Genomic DNA, 22,101 nt, shown 5'->3' with positions numbered 1-22,101 from the left:
TACCTGATGATGCGTCATGTTTCCGCAAGGCAGATGCGCCGCGCGGCCCGATCAAGGAGTTCGACCCGTGCTTACCCTTCCCGCTCCGATTTCCGGTCTTTTGCCCGCCAGACGCCGCCCCGCGCGGGCGCTCCTTGCGCTTGGCCTCGGGCTTTCGTTGGCGCTGGCGCCGATGGAGGCCGCCTTTGCCCGTGGCGCGCCCGAAAGCTTTGCCGATCTGGCCGCCGAGATCAGCCCCGCGGTGGTGAACATCACCACCTCCGCCGTGGTCGCCGCGCCCACCGGCGGCGGGCCGATCGTGCCCGAGGGCTCGCCCTTTCAGGATTTCTTCGAGGATTTCATGGGGCCTGACGGTCAGGGCGGCGGCGGCGAGCCGCAGCGCCAGCAGGCGCTGGGCTCGGGCTTCGTGATTTCCGCTGATGGCTACATCGTGACCAACAACCACGTCATCGAAGGCGCCGACGAGATCGAGATCGAATTCTTCGACAAGACCCGGCTCAAGGCCAAGCTGGTCGGCAAGGACCCCAAGACTGACATTGCGCTGCTGAAGGTGGAGGGCGATCAGGACCTGCCCTTTGTCAGTTTCGGCGACAGCGACGGCATGCGGGTCGGCGACTGGGTCATGGCGATGGGCAACCCGCTGGGGCAGGGCTTTTCCGTCTCGGCCGGGATCATTTCGGCCCGTGGGCGCGAATTGTCGGGCAGCTATGACGACTTCCTGCAGACCGACGCCGCCATCAACAAGGGCAACTCGGGCGGGCCCTTGTTCAACATGGAAGGTCAGGTGGTGGGCGTGAACACCGCCATCCTGTCGCCCACCGGCGGCTCCATCGGCATCGGTTTTTCCATGGCCTCGAACGTGGTGGCCAAGGTGGTCAACCAGCTGAAGGAATTCGGCGAGACCCGGCGCGGCTGGCTCGGGGTGCGCATTCAGGACGTGACGCCGGACGTGGCCGAAGCCATGGGCCTCACGGTGGCCTCCGGCGCCCTCATCACCGATGTTCCGGAGGGACCGGCCAGAGAGGCGGGCCTGCTTGCGGGGGACGTCATCACCACCTTCAACGGCAAGCCGGTTTCCGATACCCGCGACCTGACCCGCACTGTGGCCGACAGCCCGATCGGCGAGGCTGTGCCCGTGGTGGTGCAGCGCGAAGGCGCGGAGATGACGATCGACGTCACGCTGGGCCGCCGGGAAACTGCAGAGGGCGAAAGCACGCCGCAGGAGCAACCGGGTGAGGCCCCGGCCGCTCCGGAACAGGCCGAGCTTCTGGGCCTGTCGCTCAAGGCGCTGGATGCCGAGATCGCCGAGGAACTGGGCCTGCCGCAGGGCAGCGAGGGTCTGGCCGTCGTCAAGGTCGATCCGGTCTCGGAGGCCGCCGAGAAGGGTCTGGCGCGCGGCGACATCATCGTCGAGGCCGGCCAGCGCCCGGTCACCTCGCTGAAGGACCTGACCGACCGGATCGACGAGGCCAGGGAGGGCGGCCGCAAGTCGCTCTTGCTGCTCGTGCGCCGCGACGGCGACCCGCGCTTCGTGGCGCTGTCGATCGAGTGATCTGAAGCCGGTTGGCAAAGGATGGGCGGCGGGGACCACCTCGCCGCCCTCTCGCTTTCCGGCCTCCCTGCGGAAGGCGGTCTACCCGCGGCAAGATGAACCCTTGCCCGCCGGCACCCGCCCCATCCCCCCACCCCCGGCCCATGCCCCCGCCCTCAAGGGGGAGGGGAGGGGCGATCTGGTCGGGGATGGTGGCACCTCTGGCGGGGTGGACGGCTGCCTCGTCTCTTTGTAGCAGAGGGTTTGGGGAGGGGGACCAGTCGGCAATCCGACCGGGTATGCCGGGACCCTTGGTCGGAAGGCCCGCTCCCGCCCTTGGCCGCCGGCACCCGCGCCATCCCCCACCCCCGGCCCCTCCCCAAAAGGGGGAGGGGAGAGGCGATCTGGTTGCGGCTGACGGCAACTTTGGCCGGAAGGGCGGCTCCCTCCCCCCTATGTGGGGGAGGGATGGGGAGGGGGGCGTCAGGCGGCAAGACGCGCGTTCGGCAAGGTGGAGAAAGCGGCGGGCCGGTCCGGGAGGGTTCCAACCGCCGGCACGTCGGTTCCCTTCACGTTGCAGGGGGAGACCCGGCGCCCCCGGCTGCCGTCAACCCGGCACCTGTCGGGCGCGAGGCCAATCAGGTCAGGGCTGCCGGCAGGGGCCCCCGGAACTCCGCCCCGAAAGGCGCGGCGGGTCCGCGCCCTCAGCCGATCTCGGCCAGCAGCCGGGTGCGGAACGACATCATCCACTCCGCGCGTTCCTCGGCCAGCCTCCGGCCCGTGCGGGTCTGCATCGTTTCGGGTAGCCCGAAAAGCTTGGTCTCCAGATGATCCAGCGCGAACCGCCGGTCATCCAGCGGCCGCTTCAGCGCCAGCGGGTCGTCCATGTCCAGGATGGCGCGGCCCATCCGGCCGGAAATCAGGAACATCCGGGCAAGGCCCACCGCACCCAGGGCCTCCAGCCGGTCGGCGTCCTGCAGGATGCGCGCCTCGGCCGTGTCGGGCGCGATGCCGGCGGAAAAGCTGTGGGCAGCGATGGCATGGGCAACGGCGGCAAGCTTCTGCTCGGGAAAGCCGTCGCGGCGCAGGAACTCCACCGCCGCCGCGGCCGAAAGCGTGGAAGCGCGGGCCCGGTCGGGGCTGTCTTTCGGCAGGTTCACCAGATCGTGGAACCAGACTGCGGCCTCCAGCACCTGCCAATCCACCTGAGCCTCATCCAGAGCGATGGTCCGGGCATTGGCCCAGACCCGGGACAGATGCCCGATGTCATGCGCCCCGTCCGCGGGTTCTTGCGCCCAGACGGCGGTCACATGGGCGCGGTAGCGGTCGGCGCAGGATGCGGCGGCGGTCACAGATCGTCCAGCGCAGTGGCCGCAAGCCCCAGCTCCCGCGCGGCCGCCAGCGACAGCACCGGGCTGTCAAGCCCACGCTCGGCCTGAAAGCGCCGCACCGCCTCGGCGGTCTCGGCATCCATCTCTCCGGTCACGGGCCAGAGATAAAGGCCGCGCGCCTTCAGCGCCCGCTGCAGGCTGGCCACGAATTGCACGGTCTGATCGGCCGGGCAGGGCGCGCGGAACCAGACCTGCTCGCGGTCCTGCACCATGCGCTGCTGGGTCTGCGTGCGATAACTTGCCGGCTCCACCACCGCCCCGGAGCCGTCGCGGACCTCCTCGGTCACAAGCACCTGTTCGGTCACGGTCTCGATCACCGCCGGCGTCACCGAACTGGCCCAGCATTCGCCGTCGGGCGAGGGCGGCGGGCCGTCGCCACGCAGCCGCACCAGCTCGCGCGACAGCAGCGCCTGACCGGGCGCCTCGACCCGGGCGCCGCCGCAGCCGCCAAGCGTCGCCGCCAGCACAAGGCCGAGAAGGAACTGTCTGTGCATCTGCTGCCCGTTTGCCACCGGGGTTCGGCCCCGATTTGGTGATCGGCCGGCAATCTAGCCGCAAAACCGCAGGTTGCCTAGCCCCGGCCCCCCCGCGCGCGCCCCCCCCCGCGCGGCCCCTCTGGCAAATCCTGCGGCCTTGCCCTATGTCTGGCCCACCCCCGATTGCTGGGCACTCAACTGGGCATTCAAGGCAGGATCAAGGACGATGGCGAAGATCACTTACGTTGAACATGGCGGCAAGGAACATGTGGTCGATGTGGCCCCCGGCCTGACCGTGATGGAAGGCGCGCGCGACAACGGCATTCCGGGGATCGAGGCCGATTGCGGCGGCGCCTGCGCCTGTTCCACCTGCCATGTCTACGTCGACCCGGCCTGGGTCGGGCGCTTGCCGAAAAAGGACGCCATGGAAGAGGACATGCTGGATTTCGCCTGGAACCCCGATCCGGCGACCTCGCGGCTGACCTGCCAGATCAAGGTCACGGCCGAAATGGACGGGCTGCGCGTGCAACTGCCCGAAAAGCAGATCTGACCCGCCGTCACCGGGCGGCGGAATTCGCCCGAATTCCGCCTGTGATTTCCGCAGGGAAATCGCCCTAATTGGCCTGACGCTTCGGCAGGAACGGCAGCGGTGCCACCGGAATGCCGTCTTCCAGCAGGGCGCGGGCGTCATCGGCCCTGGCCTCGCCATAGATCGCGCGCTCCTCGATCTCGCCTTCATGCATGCGCCGCGCCTCGGCGGCGAAATTCAGCCCGACATAATCCGAATGCGCCTCGATCTTGCGGCGCATCTCGGCCATGGCGGCCTCAAGCTCGTTCTGCGGCTCGTGCAGCTTCGGCCTGTCGCCCGCCTTGCGCGCGGGCCGCACCGAGGGCGCCATGATGCGCTTTTCCACCCCGGTCGCGCCGCAGATGGCGCAGGCCAGATGCCCCGCCACGCGCAGCGCGTCAAAGGCCTCGGCAGACTGGAACCAGCTGTCGAACTCGTGGCCTTGCGGGCATTTCAGGTCATAGTGGATCATGGTCTTGCACGGGGTTGCCTTGTCCTTCCAATGTGGGGGAAGGATCAGGCGGCGGCAAGGGGGCCGGCGTCATTGGGTTCAAGCCGCTCCGGCAGGCTGAGCAGCAGCGCCCGCAACTCCGGCTCGGCCACCTTGCGCGCGGCCTTCTCGACGCCGAACCATTTGCGGCGGCGCTCCTTGCGCTCGGGGAACTTGTCGCGCAGCCGGGCCACGCGCAGACCAAAGACCTGCACCGAACAGGGGATGGAGTGGTTCACGTCCAGCGCCTTGGCATAGCCATAGGCGCCAAGATCGCCCGCCACCACTTCGCCCTGCACGCCCGCCTCTTCCCAGGCCTCGCGTGCGGCGGTGTCGGCCGGGGTCAGGCCGTTGATCGGCCAGCCTTTGGGAATGATCCATCGCCCGGTATCGCGCGAGGTGACGAGCAGCACTTCGACCTTGCCGCGGTGCAGACGCCAACAGACCGCCCCGTACTGGATGCGGATATCCCCCCCCGCAAGCGGGGCAACCGTGCTGTCATTGGCCATAGCCTGCCTGCCAATCCTGAAACGGGCTTGTCCCGTCTTATGTGGTTTCGGTGAGTATTCCATGAATCCGGGATTGGAAAAAGGGGGAAAGCCGCCGGATTTCTTGCCCGAACCCCGCGTCTGGCCTAACTTTTCCGTCATGCACAGCCACGCCACGCCCACCGGCCCGCTTTTCATCGGCTCCGAGATCTACCGCGGCTCGAGCTATGGCGACCGTCATCCGTTGCGCGTGCCGCGGGTTTCCACCGTGATGGACCTGTCGCGCGCCCTTGGTCTGTTGCCGCCGGGGCGCTTCCGCACCAGCCCGCGCGCCAAGCCGGCGGCGCTGAGCCTGTGGCACGACCCGGCCTATATCGCTGCCCTTGTCCGCGCCGAGGCCGAAGGCGCGGTTTCGCCCGAGGTCACGGCGCGGCATGGCCTTGGCACTCTGTCGAACCCGGTTTTCCCCGAGATGTTCCGCCGTCCGGCGACCGGGGCCGGCGGGGTGATGCTGGCCGCTGAATTGCTGGCCGGTCAGGCTGCCGGCGCAGTGCATGTGCCCGGCGGCGGCACGCATCACGGGCTGCGCGACCGCGCCAACGGCTTTTGCTATCTGAACGACCCCGTCCTTGGCATCCTTGCCGCCCGCCGCGCCGGGCTGGCGCGCGTGGCCTATGTCGACATCGACGCCCATCACGCCGACGGGGTGGAGGCCGGGCTGGCCGGCGATCCGTCGGTGCTGCTGATCTCGGTGCATGAGGAGAACCGCTGGCCGTTCAAGGGGCTCCTGACCGACGACGGCGGCGGCACCTGTTTCAACCTGCCGGTGCCGCGCGGCTTCAATGACAGCGAGATGCGGGCGGTGCTGGAAGGGCTGATCCTGCCCCGCGTCGCGGCCTTTCGCCCTGACCTGATCGTGTTGCAGGCCGGAGCCGATGCGCTTTTGGAAGACCCGCTGTCGCGGCTGGCCCTGTCGAACAACGCCCACCGCGACGTCTTGCGCGCCCTGCGCCCGCTTGCCCCGCGCTTGCTGCTTCTGGGCGGGGGCGGCTACAATCCGTGGACTGTCGGGCGGCTCTGGACGCTCTTGTGGGCCGATCTCTCGGGGCAGGGGGTGCCGGACCGCCTGCCCGAGGCCGCCGAGGCGGTCTTGCGCGCGCTGAGCTGGCTGGGCGGCAGCCGGGCGGGGCCGTCCGAGGCGTTGTTGACCCGGTTGCACGACCCGCCGCGCGAGGGTCCGGTGCGGGCGGAACTCCGCGACCGGCTGGCAAGGCTGGCGGCACGATGAAACGGGTGTTCCTGGGCCTTGATCTGCCCGACGACATCCGCGCCGCGCTGGCGGTGCAGCAATTCCTGCTGCCGATGCCACGCCGGCGCCCGCCCGAGACCTTCCATCTGACGCGGGTCTTTCTGGGCGAGGTGCCGCTGCCTTTGCTGGAGGCGGTGCATGAGGCTTGGGACGTGTTGCATGTGCCTGCCTTTTCCCTGCAAATCCAGGGCTTTGGCCTGTTCGGCGGTGATCGGCCGCGCGTCTGTTATGCTGCGCTTGCCCCGAACCCCGCGCTGATGGCGCTGCAGGCCAAGGTCGAGCAGGCCGCCCGCCGTGCCGGGGCCAGCCCCGAGGCCCGCCGCTTTACCCCCCACATCACGCTGGGCCGGTTTCCGCCACCGCCCCCCGCCGTGACCATGCGGCTGGAGCGCGCCGTCGCCATGGGCGCGGGCTTTGCGCCCCCGGCCTTTGCCCTGCGCGAGATGGTGCTGTTCGAAAGCCTGTCTGGCGGCAAGGGCGCGCGCTATGTGCCGCTGGCCCGCTATCCCCTGACCACCTGAAGGATGGCGGCCACCACCTCGGCGCCGTCGGCCTCGGGGGCCAGAACCTCGGCCGCGACTGCGGCCATTCGGGCCTGCGCCATGCCATCAAGACCCTGAAGCGCCCGCGCCAGTTCCGCAGCGTCCGCCACGGCCAAGGCCCCGCCCGCCCGGTCCAGCGCCGCGAAAGGCGCCGAGAAGTTGTGGACAGAGCCGCCGTGCAGGATGGCCGAGCCCTGCCGGGCAGGCTCCCAGGGCGTATGCCCGCCCTTGGCCGCGAAAGAGCCGCCGATCACCGTCGCGCCCGCCATGGCATACCAATGCGCCATGTCGCCCAGTGTGTCGGCCAGATAGACCGGGGCGGCGGGGGCGGGAATTTCGCGCTTTGAGCGCCGCGCCACAGTCAGGCCGCGCGCGGCCATCAGGGCGGCCAGGTCGTCGCCGCGTCTGGGATGGCGTGGTGCAAGGATCAGATGGGCAAAGCGGCTCTGGCCGGCAAAGGCATCCAGCACCAGCGCCTCCTCGCCCTCATGGGTGGAGGCGGCCAGCAGCGTCGCCTCGCGCGGCGCGGGCGGGGCAAAGGGCGGCGGGCCAGGCTGCGCATGGCCCAGCGATTTCAGCGCCATGACCGGCCCCGCGGCCTTGGGCGGCAGCCCCAGCGTCAGAAACCGGGCGCGGCTGTCGGCATCCTGCGCCGAAAGCCAGTCGATCCGCGCCAGCATCGGGCCGACCAGCCCGCGCAACAGCCGCCAGCGCGCCGCGCTGCGGGCCGACATCCGCGCACCGATCACCAGAACCGGCACCCCCCGATTGTCGCAGGCTGCCAGCCGCGCCGGCCACAATTCGTTTTCCACCACCACCAGCGCCTGCGGTTGCCAGCGGTCCAGCACCCGCGCCGCCGCCCCTGCGCTGTCAAACGGCGCCAGCACAGGCTGCACGCCGGGCAGACCCCAGCCGCGCACCCGCTCCCGCCCGGTGGCGGTGTTCGTGGTCACCAGCACCTGAAGCCCGGGCCGGGCGGCCAGCACCGCCTCGATCACCCAGCGCGCCGAGGTCACTTCCCCGACCGAGGCCGCATGCAGCCACAGCTTCGGCCCGGCTGCAGGCGCCGACCCGAAGCCCAGCCGTTCGGCCAGCGCGCCCTTTGCCCCGCGCAGCGCCTGATGCGCCAGCGTGACCACCAGCGCGAAAGCCATGACAATCTGGTAAAGCGTCATGCTGCCCAGCCTTAAGGGCGCGCGGCGCGGCAGGCAAGCCGCCTCGCGTCAGGATGGAGGGCGTTTGCCCGGCCAGTCCGTCGCCTCATGCCAGGCCTGCCCCATGGCAAGGACCGCGGCATCGGCGCCCACCGGTCCTGCGAGTTGCATCCCCATCGGCAACCCCTTGTCGCCAAAGCCCATGGGCAGCGACAGCGCGGGCAGGCCGATCAGGCTGACGGGAATCACGATCTCCATCCAGCGGTGATAGGTGTCCATCTTCTGCCCGTTGATCTCTTGCGGCCAGCGCCAGTCGGCCGGGAAGGGCCAGACCTGCGCCGTGGGCAGGGCCACCGCGTCAAATCGGGTGAACAGCCGCGCCATATGGGCGTAATAGCGCGACCGGATCACACTGGCCTCATAGACCGCCTGCGCGCTCAGCGCCTGCCCGCGCTCGATCTCCCACAGCGTTTCGGGTTTCAGCAGCGCCCGGCGGTCCGGCGCATCATGGATCGCCTTGAACCCGCCCGCATTCAGCATGGCCCTGAGGGTGGTCCAGGCCGCCCAGAGCTTTTCGGCCGGGAAGGGCGCGGGCAAGGGCTCGACAATCGCGCCCATGGCCTCCATCTGCCGCAAGCCCGCCTCGCAGATCTCCAGAATCCCCGGCTCGGTCTCATAGGCGCCGCCCCAATCGGCCAGCCAGCCGATGCGCTTGCCCTTCAGGCTGGCACCCGCAAGCCCCGCAACGTAATCCTGCGCCGCGCGGCCAAAGGGCACCTCGGGGTTCACACCGGCCTGCACCTGCAACAGCCGCGCCATGTCCTCGATCGTGCGCCCCATCGGGCCTTCGGTGGCCAGCGTCGCCAGATGGGTGTCGCCCTCGGCATCTGCCGGCACGAGGCCCCAGGAGGGACGAAAGCCGTAGACATTGCAGAAGGCGGCCGGGTTGCGCAGGCTGCCCATCATGTCGCTGCCGTCAGCCACCGGCACCATGCGCGCCGCCAGCGCCGCCGCCGCCCCGCCGGACGAACCGCCCGCCGTGCGGCTCAGGTCATAGGGGTTGCGCGTGACGCCGAACACCGGATTGAAGCTGTGGCTGCCATGTCCCCATTCCGGCGTGTTGGTCTTGCCGATGAAGATCGCCCCTGCCGCCCGCATCCGGGCCGCCAGCAGGTCATCGGCCTTTGGCACGAAATCGGCAAAGAGCGGGCTGCCCCAGGTTGTCCGCACGCCCTTGGTGGCGCAGAGATCCTTCACCGCCAGAGGCAGGCCGTGCAGCCAGCCCGCCGGCGCGGCATCGTCCGCCGCCCGCGCCTCGGCCATCAGCTCCGCGCGGTCGCGCAGCGACACGACCGCATTCACCGCGCCGTTGACCGCCTCGATCCGGTCGAGATGGGCCGCCATCACTTCGGAGGGCGCGACCTGGCGCGCGCCGATCATGCGCGCCAGATCCGAGGCCGAATATTCATGCAGTTCCATGCCGGTTAATCCTCTGTGCCCAGGTTTCCGCAGGGGGGAGGCGAAGCCCGGAGGGGCGGGACGCCCCTGTGATGCGCCGCGGCGCCGAAAAGGACTGCGGCGGGGGAGGGGACCCCCCGCCGCATGGAAGTTCACTTCTGCAGTTCTGTCCAGATTGCAGTCATGTACTCGCGCGACTTCTCGCTGCAGACCGGCATGAACACGCCTGCCGCCTTGAACTCTTCCGGGATCACCACCTCGGGCGCGGTCGCCATGGCGGGGTCCATGAACGCCTCGGAACCCGCGATGCCATTGGCATATTTGGCGAAGTTCGAGATCAGCGCGGCATTTTCCGGCGCCATGATGAAGTCAAGGAACTTGTAGGCTTCCTCGACGTTCTGGGCGTCCTTCAACAGCATCACGCTGTCCATCCACAGCGTGTAGCCCTCTTTCGGATAGCCATAGACCACCGACCCCTTGGCTTCGCGGATGCGCATGGACGAGCCGTTCCAGTTGACCGACGCTGCCCAGTCGCCGTTCGACATCTTTTCGGTGGCGCCGTAATCCATCGAAATCCAGTTCGGTTTCGCCGCCAGAAGGCCGTCGCGGGCCTTCTTCAGCACCTCAAGGTCTTCCGAGCAGGGCTGGCCGCCGTAATACATCGTGGCCAGCGACACGATGTCGTTCATTTCGGGCACGACGTTGATCTTGCCCTTCAGCTCGTCGGGCACTTCCAGCCAGACGGCCGAAGTGTTGACGTCGCCCTTGTAGACTTCGGTATCAACCGCGATGCCGACCGAGCCCCACTGCCACGGCACCGAATTGGTGCGGCCCGGATCCCAGACCACATCCTTCCATTCCGGCGCGATATTGGCGTGGTTCGGCAGTTTCGACAGATCCAGCGGCACCGTCAGGCCCTTTTCGCTGAAGATCTGCACATAGTTGGCCGACGGCACCACAAGGTCAAAGCCGTGGCCACCGGCCTCGATCTTGGCCAGCGCGGTGTCGTTGCTGTCATAGTCCGTCACCGTCACCTTGATGCCGGTTTCCTTTTCGAACTTCTCCAGAAGCTCGGGGCTGGTGTAGTTGCCCCAGTTGTAAAGCTGCAGCACGCCTTCGGCGGAGGCCAGGCCGGTCGAGGCCAGCAAAAGCGCGGTTGCGGTCAGAAGTCTTTGCATCAGTCAGTCTCCCAGGTGGTTTTGTTGCAACGGTTTTCGGGTCGTCAGTCTTTCTTGCGTGTCAGCAGGAAAAAGGCGGTCAGCATCGCGATCGTGACCAGCAGGAGACCTGTGGAAATCGCGTTGATTTCCGGGGTCAACTGGCGCCGCATCTGGCCGAGCATGTAGGTCGGCAGGGTGTCCTGCCCCGCCGATTTCACGAATTCGGTGATCACCACGTCATCAAGGCTGACAACGAAGGCCAGCATCGCGCCCGCGATCACGCCGGGCATCAGGATCGGCAGCGTGACGCGGCGGAAGGTGTGCCAGTGGCTGGCGTAAAGATCGGCCGCGGCGGTTTCCAGCGTCAGGTCCATGCCCTCCAGCCGCGCCCGGATCGGCAGATAGGCAAAGGGGATGCAGAAGGCCGCATGGGCCAGGATCAGATACCCAAGGCCATGCACGCCGGTCACAGTCTTGATGAGGCCAAACAGGATCATCAGCGCCACGGCGGTCACGATTTCCGGCACCATCAGCGGCTGGTTGATCATCACATAGATGAAGGTCTGGCCCTTGAACGCCCGGCGGCGCGTGGTGCCAAGCGCGGCCATCGTGGCCAGCGCCGTCGAGATCACGGCGGCAAAGCCGGCAATCGTCAGCGACCGCAGGGTGGCGTCCTTGACGTCGGCATTGGCCCAGGCCTTGGCGTACCAGTCAAGCGTGGCGGTGCCCCAGTTGCCCATGGTGACTTCGGAATTGAAGGAATAGACCACCAAGGTCAGGATCGGGATGTAGAGCGCCAGAAAGGCCAGCATGGCGATCGTGGCAAAGCCCGGCAGGCGGGTGGCAGAGAAGCGGCGCTCAGCCATGGGTTTTCTCCCCGTTTGCCGCGCGGACATAGAACAGCAGCGCGATGGTCACGACGATGAGAAGCGTCATCGACAGCGCCGCGCCAAGCGGCCAGTTCTTGCCGGCAAGGAATTGCAGTTCGATCAGGTTGCCGATCATCATCTGCTTGCCGCCGCCCAGAACGCGCGGCGTGACATAGGCACCAAGCGAGGGCACGAAGACAAGGATGGAGCCGGCGATGATGCCGGGCTTGACGATCGGCAGCACGACACGGCGCAACACCCGCCAGCGGCTGGCGTAAAGGTCATAGCCGGCTTCCAGCAGCCGCAGGTCAAAGCGGTCGATGGCGGCAAACAGCGGCAGCACCATCAGCGGCAGGTAGACATAGGTCATGCCGATGAACACCGCGATGTCGGTATAGATCAGCTTCAGCGGTTCGGAAATGATCCCGACCTTCATCAAGGCAAGGTTCAGCAGGCCCTCGGTGCGGATCACCTCGTTGATGGCATAGGTGCGGATCAGGAGGTTGGTCCAGAACGGGATGGTGATGAGAAACAGCCACAGTGCGCGGGCCTTGGGTGGGCGGGTGGCGATGAACCAGGCGGTCGGAAAGCCCACGGCAAAGGTGGTCAGCGTAGTCAGGAACGACAGCTTGATCGAGCGCCAGAAGATTGTCAGATGCGCATCGGCCAGCACATAGCTGTCGGTGAAGATGTCCCTGGTCCACAGGATGCCCGACCAGCCCCCGGTCGAGAAATTGCCGACGACATTGCCGTGCTTGCCGGCCTCAAGGAAGGAATAGACCAGCACGATCAACAGGGGGCCGACGGCGGCCACCGCCAGCACCACCAGCGCCGGCAGCGACAAGAGCCAGCCATTGCGGACCGAGGCGTTGATCTGGGCCGCTTCGGCGGCGCTCATCGGGGGCGGGGTCATCGGCTCAGTCTCCCACGATCTGAACCGCGCCGGGGGCAAAGCGCAGGCCGGTCTTGGCGCCCTTTTCCAGCCCCGCATCGCCAGTGGCCGGGCTTTGCACCCGCGCTGTCACCTCGGTGCCGTCCGACAGCGCCAGATGCACATGGGTATCGGTGCCGAAATAGACCAGATTGGCGATGGTCGCGACCAGCGCCCCCGCTTCGTTCGCCGCCACCAGCCGCACCTGTTCGGGACGCACGGTCAGCGTCTTGTCCCCGGTGGCCGGCACGTCGAGATCGACCACATCGCCCGAGGCCAGCCGGGCCTTGGTGCCTTCTGCCCGGGCCGTCAGGAAATTCGTCTCGCCGATGAAAGAGGCCACGAAACGGTTTCGTGGCCTGGTGTAGATTTCCTTCGCTGTGCCGACCTGCTGCAACTTGCCCTGCGACATGACCCCGATCCGGTCGGACATGGTCAGCGCCTCTTCCTGATCGTGGGTGACGAAGACAAAGGTGATGCCGGTTTCCTGTTGCAGCCGTTTCAGCTCGATCTGCATCGCCTGCCGCAGCTTCAGGTCCAGCGCCGACAGGGGTTCGTCCAGCAACAGCACCTTCGGCTGCGGCGCCAGCGCCCGCGCCAGCGCCACCCGCTGTTGCTGGCCGCCCGACAACTGGCTGGTCTTGCGCCCGGCCATCGCCTCGAGCTTCACAAGGGCCAGCATCTTTTCGGTGCGCGCCGCGATTTCCGCCTTGGGCTTGCCCAGCATCTCCAGCCCGAAGGAGATGTTCTGTGCCACCGTCAGGTGCGGAAACAGCGCATAGGACTGGAATACCGTGTTCACCGGCCGCTTGTTCGGCGGCAGATAGGTGATGTCCTGCCCGTCAAGCAGAATATGCCCGCCGGTCGGCATCTCGAACCCTGCGATCAGGCGCAGAAGCGTGGTCTTGCCGCAGCCCGAGGGGCCAAGCAGGGTAAAGAATTCGCCCTTGCGGATTTCGACCGACACATCGTCCAGAGCCCGAACCGTCGCATCACCCTGACCAAACGCCTTCACCACGTTCCGCGCCTCGATGGCGTTCGTTGCCGTCATGATGACTCGCTCCCCGTTATTTTGATCATATCTGGCCCGGGAATTCCCATCCGCGCAACAAAAACCTTTGATCAAACCGCAACTGGCGCGCGCCGCGCAGCCCAGGGTTGTGCAAGCTCAAGTTCTGCGCAAAGCGCGATCAATTGCTCATCGGTTCCGAAAGCCGAGGCCAGATGGATGCCGATCGGCAGCCCCGATTGCGACATGGCCAGCGGCAACGAGGCGGCGGGCTGGCCCGAGGCGTTGAACACGGCGCAGAACGGCGAATAGGCAAAGATGCCGGTCGGGCCGGTGCGATAGCCGACATAATCCTCGGTGTCGTGGTTGAAGCGGCCGATGCGGGCCGGCGGTTCGGCCAGCGTGGCTGACAACAGGATGTCGGGGCCGGTGTCGAAATATCCGGCCATCTGGCGGCCGAAGGCGTGAATTTCGCCCACTGCTTCCAGATAGCGCGTCGGGTGCAGCCGGTCGGCATGGGCCACCGCGCCCCGGCTGACGCCCTCGACCAGATCGGGCGACAGCGGGCGGCCTTGCAGGGCCTTCCTTATGCCCAGCGCCGTGCCAACGCCGACGATATCGGTCCAGGCCCGCATCATCATTGGCACATCCGCCACAGGGCAACCCGGCTCGACATGGTGGCCAAGGCTTTCCAGCAGCCGCCCGACGGCGCGCACCGCTTCGGCCACTTCGGGGTGAATGGGCGTGCCGGTGAAGCTGGTGTCGCAAAGCGCCACCCTGAGCCGGCGCGGCGGGCGCGAGATGGCATCGGCATGGCTGGTGGCAAGGGGCGGTGCGACATAGGGCGCGCCAAGGTCGGGTCCGGCGCAGGCGTCGAGCATCCGCGCCGTGTCGCGCACCGAGCGGGTGAGAAAGCCGTCAATCGCCATGCCCGCCCAGCCCTCGCCGGCGAAGGGCCCGTCGGGCAGCCGGGCGCGCGTGGGCTTGAAGCCAAAGAGGCCGCAGCTTGCCGCCGGAATGCGCACCGACCCGCCGCCGTCCGAGCCATGCGCCATGGCGACGATGCCCGCCGCCACCGCCGCGCCCGACCCGCCGGACGAGCCGCCCGGCGTGTGGTCGGTGTTCCACGGGTTCCGCGTCGGCCCGCCATAGACCGCGGCCTCGGTCGCAGCCCCAATCCCGCCTTCCGGGCTGGTGGTGCGGCCGAAGGTCACGACGCCGGTGGCGCGGATGCGCTCATAGATCGCCGAATCGCGGGAATACCGGGTGTTTGCCAGCAGCCGGCTGCCGTTGTGGCCGGGAAAATCGACCGCCTCGCAGCCAAGATCCTTGAGCAGAAACGGCACGCCGCGGAACGGTCCGCGCGGCAGGCCATCGGCAATGGCCTTGCGGGCAACACCTTCCTGCAGCTGCACCACGGCGTTCAGGGCCGGGTTGCGCGCCTCGACCGCTGCAAGCGCCGCGTCAAGCAGCTCGCCCGGCGAAACCTGCCGAGAGGCCACCCAGCCCGCCAGTTCGCTTGCATCCTTCGCCCCAAGATCGCCGATCATGTCACCCTTCCCCCGCAATTTTTCCGGAAGCCTGACCGCGCGCCCGGCGAATGTCCTGCCCGCCCGCGCCGCGCGCCATGTCGGTTTTGGCGGGCCGCGGGGGGCGAGGTCTTGCCCGGGGCTGCAGCTTCGGTTCCAATTGGCTCCGGATGAAAAGGGAGGGTGACGCAAGGCGATTGCCCCCGGCGCGGCGCCCTCGCCGTCACCTGGAGCAAGGCTTCGCGACCGGGCGTCATGTGAGGCGCGGGCAGGGCATGGCCACCACCCGCACGGCCTCGCTTTCCGCCCCCAAGTGGCGAAGCGCGACCCTTTCGGCCAAGGCGTTGCGGGGGCCGGGGCGTAGAGAGCGAGTGGTCGCGCCCCACCCCATGCACTAGCGACAGGCGTCCTTGCCACCGCCGGCCCCGGCGGCCCGGCGGATCTCCGGTGCCTGCCACTTCCCCCCGGGGGGCAAAGCGGGCGATCCTTTGGGCCAAGGCTTCTGGGGCCGGGACTTGGCGAGAGCCCCCAGCCCCACCCCATGCACTTGCCAATCGTCCTTGCTACCGCGGCCCTTCAGGGCCTGCCAAAGTCACCGCGGGGTGCAAAGCGGGCGACCATCTCGGCCACGGCTTCGGGCGTCAGGGGCTTGGCGAGATAGCCGTCCAGCCCGGCTTCGAGATATTTGCGGCGATGCGCTTCGGTGGCGTCGGCGGTCATGGCAATCACGGGCACGCGGGCGGCCCGGCTTGGCAGCTTGCGGATCTGGCGCAGCGTGGTCATGCCGTCCATCCCCGGCATGTTCATGTCGAGAAACACCATGTCGGGCGGGGCGGCCCGGATGCTTTCGACTGCCGCCTCGCCCGAGGCCGCCTCGTCGGTCGCAACGCCCAGAAGCCGCAGATGGGCGCGCGCGACCAGCCGGTTGGTGGCGATGTCATCGACGATCAGCACGCGGGCGGTTCGGGCGGGGCGGGACGGGGCAGCAAAGGACGGGGCAGCGAGGGCCGGGGCAGTGAGGGCCGGGGCAACGAAGGGCGGGCCGGGCCGGTCCTGCCTGCGGCGTGGCGAATGCCAGCGTCATCAGGAACTGCGCGCCCTCGCTGCCCGGAACCAGAACCAGATCGCCGCCCATCGAGCGCGCCAGCGCGCGCGTGATCGACAGGCCAAGCCCGGTGCCGGGCTGGCTGCTGGTGCCGCGCTGGAAGGGCTGGAAGATGCGCTCGGTCTCGTCTGGCGGAATGCCCGGCCCGGTATCGCTGACGCGGATCTCGATCCTGCCCTGCGCCCCCGTCGCTTCGGCAAGACGCGCCTCCAGCGTGACCCCGCCGTGCGCCGTGTGCTTCAGCGCGTTGGAAAAGAGGTTCGACAGGCATTGCCGCAGGCGCTGCGAATCCAGCACCACATGGGCGGGGAAAGCCGGGGAGATCTCCAGCCTGACCGCAAGGCCCTGCGCTTCGAACAGCGGGCGGTACAGCTCTGCCGCCGCAGCGATTTCGCGGGCCGGGTCGCAGATCACCGGGCGGATCGGCAAGTGGCCTGCCTCGATCGCCGCCATGTCCAGAATGTCGTCCAGAATGACCGCCAGCCCGCGCGCGGCCTCGGTCACCAGCCGCATCCGCTCGACCGCCTCGGGATCGCGCGCCTGCATCATCTCGGCATGACCAAGGCCGAGGATGGCGTTCAGGGGGGTGCGCAGCTCATGGCTCATCTGCGCCAGAAACCGCGATTTCGCCAGATCGGCCAGCCGCGCCGCCTCGCGCTCCTGCGCGATGCCGGCATGCAGCGCATGGTTGGCGCGCACCACCGAATGAATGAAATAGGCGGCGGCCATCAGGCTGAGAAGGGTCAGCGCCAGCCCCGCCGGACCCGACCGGCTGGGCCAGTTCCAGACCACGGCGCCAAGCGCCACGCAGAAGGTGGTCGCAAGGCCCGTCACGGCATAGGGCAGATGGATCACCCGGATCGAGGCGAGTTGCAGCATGGTCAGCGTCAGCACACCCGCGGCAAAGGGCGCGGCCAGCGGGGCGGGGGATTGATAGACAAAGCCCAGCATCGTGGTGAAACTTGCCTGCGACACGACCAGCGCGACCAGCGTGGCAAGGTAGCGCCGCGGTTGGCTGGCCGGGATCAGCCCCTTCATCTGGCGCGCGCCAAACCATTCGGCGGCGAAATCCAGCAGGCAGCACAGCAGTGCCACCGGCAGCGGACTTAGGAACGCGGCCATGATGTAGATGAAAAAGGTCAGAACGCGCCGCGTTGCGCCGCTTTCGGTCAGCAGCCTGTATTGCCGGGCAATTTCCTCGGCCGGGATTGCCGCGATATGGGCGGCAAAGCGCCGTGAAACCGCAAATGGCATGTTGGGGGACCGGCTCAACTCAGGGGATGCTGCGCCGAATAGACGGCAGTCCACCGTCCCCCGTCAAGCAACGATTTCGGCGGCTCAGGGAGCGGGCGTCGCGCCGATCCGCACCTGTTGCACCAGCGCCCCGTCAGGGCCGAAGACAAGGATCTGCTGGTCGGTCGTCACCACCGCGAACCAGCCCTTGCCCGCGGTCACCGCCTCGGCCACCAGCCCGTCGGGCAGGCTGACCGCCGCGGGCAGGAGGGGGCGCGCATTTCCATCCGGCATGCGGGTGACAAGCAGCCCGACCACCGTTATGACACCGACGATCATGGTGATCATCAGCACGATCACCAACCCCTTGAGAAAACGCAGGCTCGGCGGCAGGTCGGGCAGGGCGTCTGGAGTGTCTTGCATGGCGATGCCTTCTGAAAGCGGCTGGCTGCACCTCACCATCGGCGAGGAGGCGCCCGCGCGCCTTGATAAGGCGCTTGCCGCCCTTGTGCCAGAGGAAGCGGCGCTGTCGCGCTCGCGGCTGATGAAGATGATCGACGAGGGCGACGTGTTCCTGAACGGCGTGGCGGTGGTGAACCCCAAGGCCCGCGTGGCCGAGGGCGAGATCTATGCCCTGCGCCTTGCCCCGGCGGTGGAGGTGGAGACGCTGGCCGAGGACATCCCGCTGACCGTGGTCTGGGAAGACAACGACCTGATCGTCATCGACAAGCCGGCCGGCATGGTGGTGCATCCCGCCCCCGGCACGCCCTCTGGCACCCTGGTCAATGCGCTCCTGGCCCATTGCGGCGACACGCTGTCGGGCATCGGCGGCGAGCGGCGGCCGGGCATCGTCCACCGCATCGACAAGGATACCACCGGCCTTCTCGTGGTGGCGAAATCCGACCGGGCGCATCATGGCCTTGCCGCCCAGTTCGAGGCGCATTCGGTCAACCGCCATTACCTTGCGCTGGTCCATGGCGTGCCCGACGCCTATGATCCGCGCCTGCGCGGTCTGCGCGGGATCAGCTTTGAAGCGGGCGGCATCCTGAAGGTCGCCACCAACCTTGCCCGCCACAAGACCGACCGCCAGCGGCAGGCCGTAGTCTGGCAGGACGGCCGCCACGCCGTGACGCGGGCGCGGGTGGACGAAAGCTTTCAGGGCGCGGCGGCCTTGATGGATTGCTGGCTGGAGACCGGGCGCACGCATCAGATCCGGGTGCATATGTCCTATGCCGGGCATGGGCTGATCGGAGACCAGACCTATGGCGGCAAGCGGCGGCTGCCGGAAAAGCTGTTCGGTGCGGCGGCGGCACTGGCCAACGGCTTTCCGCGTCAGGCGCTGCATGCCGCCACTCTGGGCTTTGACCATCCGGTGACGGGCGAGGAGCTGGAGTTCACCTCGCCGCTTCCGGCTGACATGGCCGGGCTGCTCAGCGCCCTGCGCGGCGGCTGAGCCGGCGCCTGCTCACGTCATTGTTTCCTCTTGTTACGCCCGCGTGAGCGGCGTAGGGTCCGCGCAATGCCGACGGAATCGGCAGTTGCGCCGGAGTGTTCGCAAGGGTCGTCTGCCAGACCACCCATGATTTCCTGCCTGATCCGCCATCTGCAGGCGGCTGACGGCCTCCCGATCCCCACATCAAAGCTGGATGCCATGATCCACGATCCCGTCCGCCCCGCGGACCCCGAGCAACTGCCGCTCTTCGACGAAGAGGCGCTGGACATCGCCGATTATCTGCGCGCCGAATCCGATGCCGAAGCCGACATCCACCATTCGGAACATGAGCGGCAGGGCATGGCGGCGCTGGTCGTGGGGGCGATCGGGGTGGTCTACGGCGACATCGGCACCTCGCCGCTTTACGCCTTCCGCGAGGCGCTGCACGCCACCGCCGCCGAAGGCACCCAGCCCGGCCGTCCCGAGGTTCTGGGCCTCTTGTCGCTTCTGGTCTGGACGCTGGTGCTGATCGTCACCGTCAAATACATCTTCGCGCTTCTGCGCGTCGACAACCGCGGCGAGGGTGGGGTGCTGGCGCTTTACACGCTGGTCCGGCTGGCGCTGGGCCGCCGCTCGCTGCCGATTCTGGCACTGGCGATTGCGGCGGCGGCGCTTTTTGGCGGTGATGCGGTCATCACCCCGGCGATTTCGGTGCTGTCGGCGGTCGAGGGGATGGAGCTGGTGCTGCCCGCCCTGAACAAATGGGTGCTGCCGGTCTCCATCGGCATCCTGATGGCGCTGTTCATGGTACAGCGGCGCGGCACGGCCAAGATCGCGGGCTTCTTCGGGCCGATCACCGTGCTGTGGTTCCTCACGCTGGGCGGGCTCGGGGTCTGGCACATGGCGGCCAACCCCGGCATCCTTGCGGCGCTGAACCCGGGCTGGGGTTTCGGCTTCCTGCTGGCCCACAAGGGCGTGGCCTTTGTGGTGCTGGGCGCAGTGTTCCTGGCCGTGACCGGGGGCGAGGCGCTTTATGCCGACCTTGGCCATTTCGGCCGCCGCCCGATCGTCATCGCCTGGTTCGCGTTGATCTTCCCGGCGCTGGTGCTGAACTATCTGGGGCAGGGCGCGCTGGTGCTGGCAAATCCCGCCGCGCTGGAAAGCCCGTTCTTCTCGATGGCCTCTGGCCATGCCCTGCCCGTGCTGGTGGTGCTTGCGACGGCGGCGACGGTGATTGCGGCGCAGGCGGTGATCTCGGGGGCGTTTTCCATGGCGCGGGCCGCGATCCAGCTGGGATTCCTGCCGCGACTGACGATCCGGCACACGGCGGAAACTTCGTCGGGGCAGATCTATATCGGCGCGATCAACTGGATGCTGCTGTTCGGGGTGCTGTGGCTGGTGCTGTCGTTCCGCTCCTCGGGGGCTCTGGCCTCGGCCTACGGCATTTCGGTGACGGGCAGCATGGTGCTGGAAACCACGCTGGGCGCGCTGTTCCTGTGGCGCGTCAAACGCCTGCCGCTTGTCCTGAGCCTGCTGCTGATCGCGCCGGTCATCGTGGTCGAACTTGCGTTCTTCGCCTCCAACGCCGCGAAGATTGCCGATGGCGGCTATGTGCCGGTGCTGATCGCGGCCGTGCTGTGCCTTGTCATGGCCGCCTGGTGGCGTGGCAGCCAGCGGGTGAACACCCGGCTGCACAAGCTGGCCATTCCGTTGACCAGCTTTGTCCGCTCGATGCGCAATTCCTCGGTGCAGGTCATTCCCGGTACGGCGTTTTTCCTGACGCCGGATGCCGATGTGGTGCCCTCGGCGCTGCTGCACAACCTGAAGCACAACCGCGTATTGCATGACCAGACCGTGCTTCTGACGGTGGAGACCCTGCGCGTGCCCTATGCCACGATGGACGAACGCGTCGAGTACCAGGTTCTGGACGGCCGTTTCGCCGTTCTGACCCTGCGCTTCGGCTTCATGGAGACGCCGAACGTCAGCCGCGCCATGGTCCATGCCCGCCGCGCCGGGCTGAAGTTCGACGTCATGACCTCGACCTTCTTTCTGGGCCGGCGCCGCCCGGTGGCCTCGGGCACGGCCGGGTTTGGCCGGATGCTCGACCAGCTTTACGCCGCGCTGGCCCGGATGTCGGCCGACCCGACCGACTTTTTCCATCTGCCGCGCGACCGGGTGGTCGAACTGGGCGAGCGGGTGGCGATCTGAGCGGCGCGGCGCAAACCTGACAATTTCGCGAGGAAATTGTTACATCCCTTCCCCCCGACGGAAAGATGCACATCTTCCGTTCATCAATGCGTGATATCGCAAACCTTGAATGCGGCGCGCAAGGGGCATAGGTTTCCGGTCTTCGGGGGCCGAAATCGGACCCGATGAACAATGAGGGGGCTCATGAGCACCTACGCAAACCTGCCTGCACCCAGCCCGGAACAGGGGCTGAACCGCTACATGCAGGACATCCGCAAGTTCCCGATGCTGGAACCGGAAGAAGAATACATGCTGGCCAAGGCCTGGGCCGACCGGCAGGATCCGCAGGCGGCGCATCGGCTGGTGACCAGCCACCTGCGCCTGGCGGCGAAAATCGCCATGGGCTATCGCGGCTATGGCCTGCCGCAGGCCGAGGTGATCTCCGAGGCCAACGTCGGGCTGATGCAGGCGGTCAAGCGCTTTGATCCCGAAAAGGGCTTTCGCCTTGCGACCTATGCGATGTGGTGGATCCGCGCCTCGATCCAGGAATACATCCTGCGGTCCTGGAGCCTGGTGAAACTGGGCACGACCAGCGCCCAGAAGAAGCTGTTTTTCAACCTGCGCAAGGCCAAGGCCAAGGTCGGCGCGCTGGAAGAGGGCGACCTCAGGCCGGAAAACCTTGCCCGGATTGCCAAGGATCTCTCGGTCTCCGAGGCCGATGTCGTCGACATGAACCGCCGGCTCGCCGGCTCGGATGCCAGCCTGAACGTGCAGGTCGGCGCCGATGGCGAGGGCGGCAGCCAATGGCAGGACTGGCTGGAGGACGAGGACAGCGATCAGGCCGGCGCCTATGCCGAAAAGGACGAGATGGACATCCGCCTTGGCCTTCTGACCCAGGCCATGGACGCGCTGAACGAGCGCGAGCGCGATGTTCTGGTCAAGCGCCGGCTGTCGGAAGACCCGGTGACGCTGGAGGATCTGTCGGAAAGCTACGGCGTCTCGCGCGAGCGCATCCGCCAGATCGAGGTGCGGGCCTTTGAAAAGCTGCAGGCGCGCATGCGCGATCTGGCCAAGGGCAAGGGCATGACGGTTCCGGCCTGAGCCGGGCCACCGATTTCCGGCGCGGAAATCGGCGCGGAGTTTGGCGCAAACTCCGCGCCGCAGGGCGCCCCGATTTCTGCGCCAGAAATCGGCGCCGGAATTTGCGACAAATTCCGTTGCGCCACGTTCCTGCGGGGT

21 protein-coding genes are annotated in these 22,101 nt (G+C 67.7%); 7 read left to right on the top strand and 14 right to left on the bottom strand.

The genetic code is table 11. The features are described 5' to 3' along the window. Positions 1 to 172 precede the first annotated feature (172 nt). Complete coding sequence (locus G4Z14_RS04025) at positions 173 to 1,552, top strand: DegQ family serine endoprotease (RefSeq protein ID WP_407703793.1); 1,380 nt, start codon at positions 173 to 175, stop codon at positions 1,550 to 1,552. A 683-nt stretch (positions 1,553 to 2,235) separates the two neighbouring features. Here G4Z14_RS04025 and G4Z14_RS04020 read toward each other — a convergent pair. Together G4Z14_RS04020 and G4Z14_RS04015 are read right to left on the bottom strand one after the other, a co-directional pair. After that, on the bottom strand, positions 2,236 to 2,883 hold the full coding sequence (locus tag G4Z14_RS04020) for an HD domain-containing protein (RefSeq protein ID WP_164623446.1): 648 nt from the start codon (positions 2,881 to 2,883) through the stop codon (positions 2,236 to 2,238). Then, positions 2,880 to 3,416: a peptidoglycan-binding domain-containing protein gene (locus G4Z14_RS04015; RefSeq protein ID WP_164623445.1), complete on the bottom strand. Its 537-nt coding sequence runs from the start codon at positions 3,414 to 3,416 to the stop codon at positions 2,880 to 2,882. Before G4Z14_RS04015 ends, G4Z14_RS04020 begins: the two co-directional genes overlap by 4 nt. 208 nt (positions 3,417 to 3,624) lie before the next feature. On the opposite strand from G4Z14_RS04015, the gene G4Z14_RS04010 reads away from it, so the two are divergent. Next, positions 3,625 to 3,948 (top strand): 2Fe-2S iron-sulfur cluster-binding protein, encoded by a 324-nt coding sequence (locus G4Z14_RS04010; RefSeq protein WP_164623444.1) that lies wholly within the window; start codon positions 3,625 to 3,627, stop codon positions 3,946 to 3,948. Positions 3,949 to 4,012: 64 nt separating this feature from the next. Here the strand turns inward: G4Z14_RS04010 and G4Z14_RS04005 are convergent, their stop codons facing one another. Both G4Z14_RS04005 and G4Z14_RS04000 read right to left on the bottom strand, forming a co-directional pair. Then, the gene (locus G4Z14_RS04005; RefSeq protein ID WP_164623443.1) at positions 4,013 to 4,438 is read right to left on the bottom strand and encodes a DUF1178 family protein; all 426 of its coding nucleotides are present in this window, start codon (positions 4,436 to 4,438) and stop codon (positions 4,013 to 4,015) included. A gap of 44 nt (positions 4,439 to 4,482) precedes the next feature. Then, on the bottom strand, positions 4,483 to 4,965 hold the full coding sequence (locus tag G4Z14_RS04000; RefSeq protein WP_164623442.1) for an NUDIX hydrolase: 483 nt from the start codon (positions 4,963 to 4,965) through the stop codon (positions 4,483 to 4,485). A gap of 139 nt (positions 4,966 to 5,104) precedes the next feature. Here G4Z14_RS04000 and G4Z14_RS03995 point away from each other — a divergent pair, with 139 nt between their 5' ends. Beyond that, positions 5,105 to 6,232, top strand: a complete 1,128-nt coding sequence (locus tag G4Z14_RS03995; RefSeq protein WP_164623441.1) for an arginase family protein — start codon at positions 5,105 to 5,107, stop codon at positions 6,230 to 6,232. Then, positions 6,229 to 6,774, top strand: coding sequence for an RNA 2',3'-cyclic phosphodiesterase (gene thpR / locus G4Z14_RS03990; protein WP_164623440.1), 546 nt, complete (start codon positions 6,229 to 6,231; stop codon positions 6,772 to 6,774). Before G4Z14_RS03995 ends, thpR begins: the two co-directional genes overlap by 4 nt. Here thpR and G4Z14_RS03985 read toward each other — a convergent pair. From G4Z14_RS03985 to G4Z14_RS03940, 10 genes are all read right to left on the bottom strand, one after another. Then, positions 6,756 to 7,970, bottom strand: coding sequence for a 3-deoxy-D-manno-octulosonic acid transferase (locus G4Z14_RS03985; RefSeq protein WP_164623439.1), 1,215 nt, complete (start codon positions 7,968 to 7,970; stop codon positions 6,756 to 6,758). The two genes, thpR and G4Z14_RS03985, sit on opposite strands and share 19 nt — an antisense overlap. A gap of 48 nt (positions 7,971 to 8,018) precedes the next feature. Continuing rightward, positions 8,019 to 9,428, bottom strand: coding sequence for an amidase (locus G4Z14_RS03980; RefSeq protein WP_164623438.1), 1,410 nt, complete (start codon positions 9,426 to 9,428; stop codon positions 8,019 to 8,021). Positions 9,429 to 9,559: 131 nt separating this feature from the next. Continuing rightward, positions 9,560 to 10,585, bottom strand: a complete 1,026-nt coding sequence (locus G4Z14_RS03975) for an extracellular solute-binding protein (RefSeq protein WP_164623437.1) — start codon at positions 10,583 to 10,585, stop codon at positions 9,560 to 9,562. A 44-nt stretch (positions 10,586 to 10,629) separates the two neighbouring features. Beyond that, the gene (locus tag G4Z14_RS03970; protein ID WP_164623436.1) at positions 10,630 to 11,433 is read right to left on the bottom strand and encodes an ABC transporter permease; all 804 of its coding nucleotides are present in this window, start codon (positions 11,431 to 11,433) and stop codon (positions 10,630 to 10,632) included. Next, positions 11,426 to 12,349 carry an ABC transporter permease gene (locus G4Z14_RS03965; protein WP_227751489.1) on the bottom strand — a complete coding sequence of 308 codons (924 nt, stop codon included), beginning with the start codon at positions 12,347 to 12,349 and terminating at the stop codon, positions 11,426 to 11,428. Before G4Z14_RS03965 ends, G4Z14_RS03970 begins: the two co-directional genes overlap by 8 nt. A 4-nt stretch (positions 12,350 to 12,353) precedes the next feature. Next, positions 12,354 to 13,418 carry an ABC transporter ATP-binding protein gene (locus G4Z14_RS03960; protein WP_164623435.1) on the bottom strand — a complete coding sequence of 355 codons (1,065 nt, stop codon included), beginning with the start codon at positions 13,416 to 13,418 and terminating at the stop codon, positions 12,354 to 12,356. 71 nt (positions 13,419 to 13,489) lie between these two features. Continuing rightward, positions 13,490 to 14,926: an amidase gene (locus G4Z14_RS03955; protein WP_164623434.1), complete on the bottom strand. Its 1,437-nt coding sequence runs from the start codon at positions 14,924 to 14,926 to the stop codon at positions 13,490 to 13,492. 555 nt (positions 14,927 to 15,481) lie between these two features. After that, on the bottom strand, positions 15,482 to 15,859 hold the full coding sequence (locus tag G4Z14_RS03950) for a response regulator (RefSeq protein ID WP_164623433.1): 378 nt from the start codon (positions 15,857 to 15,859) through the stop codon (positions 15,482 to 15,484). Continuing rightward, positions 15,843 to 17,264 (bottom strand): sensor histidine kinase, encoded by a 1,422-nt coding sequence (locus G4Z14_RS03945; RefSeq protein ID WP_164623432.1) that lies wholly within the window; start codon positions 17,262 to 17,264, stop codon positions 15,843 to 15,845. Before G4Z14_RS03945 ends, G4Z14_RS03950 begins: the two co-directional genes overlap by 17 nt. Before the next feature lie 84 nt (positions 17,265 to 17,348). Further along, positions 17,349 to 17,666, bottom strand: coding sequence for a DUF6476 family protein (locus G4Z14_RS03940; RefSeq protein ID WP_164623431.1), 318 nt, complete (start codon positions 17,664 to 17,666; stop codon positions 17,349 to 17,351). Between G4Z14_RS03940 and G4Z14_RS03935 the strand changes: the two genes are divergently transcribed. From G4Z14_RS03935 to rpoH, 3 genes are all read left to right on the top strand, one after another. Then, complete coding sequence (locus G4Z14_RS03935) at positions 17,665 to 18,696, top strand: RluA family pseudouridine synthase (RefSeq protein WP_164623430.1); 1,032 nt, start codon at positions 17,665 to 17,667, stop codon at positions 18,694 to 18,696. The two genes, G4Z14_RS03940 and G4Z14_RS03935, sit on opposite strands and share 2 nt — an antisense overlap. Positions 18,697 to 18,894: 198 nt before the next feature. Further along, positions 18,895 to 20,883, top strand: a complete 1,989-nt coding sequence (locus G4Z14_RS03930) for a potassium transporter Kup (protein WP_164623429.1) — start codon at positions 18,895 to 18,897, stop codon at positions 20,881 to 20,883. Between the two features lie 183 nt (positions 20,884 to 21,066). Then, complete coding sequence (gene rpoH, locus G4Z14_RS03925; protein WP_164623428.1) at positions 21,067 to 21,963, top strand: RNA polymerase sigma factor RpoH; 897 nt, start codon at positions 21,067 to 21,069, stop codon at positions 21,961 to 21,963. Positions 21,964 to 22,101 lie beyond the last annotated feature (138 nt).

The sequence above is a fragment of the Tabrizicola oligotrophica genome, assembly GCF_011008935.1.
Taxonomy (GTDB): Bacteria; Pseudomonadota; Alphaproteobacteria; order Rhodobacterales; family Rhodobacteraceae; genus Tabrizicola_A; species Tabrizicola_A oligotrophica.
Note: the sequence above shows the minus strand (reverse complement) of the source record. Positions and strands in the feature narration are given on the sequence as shown.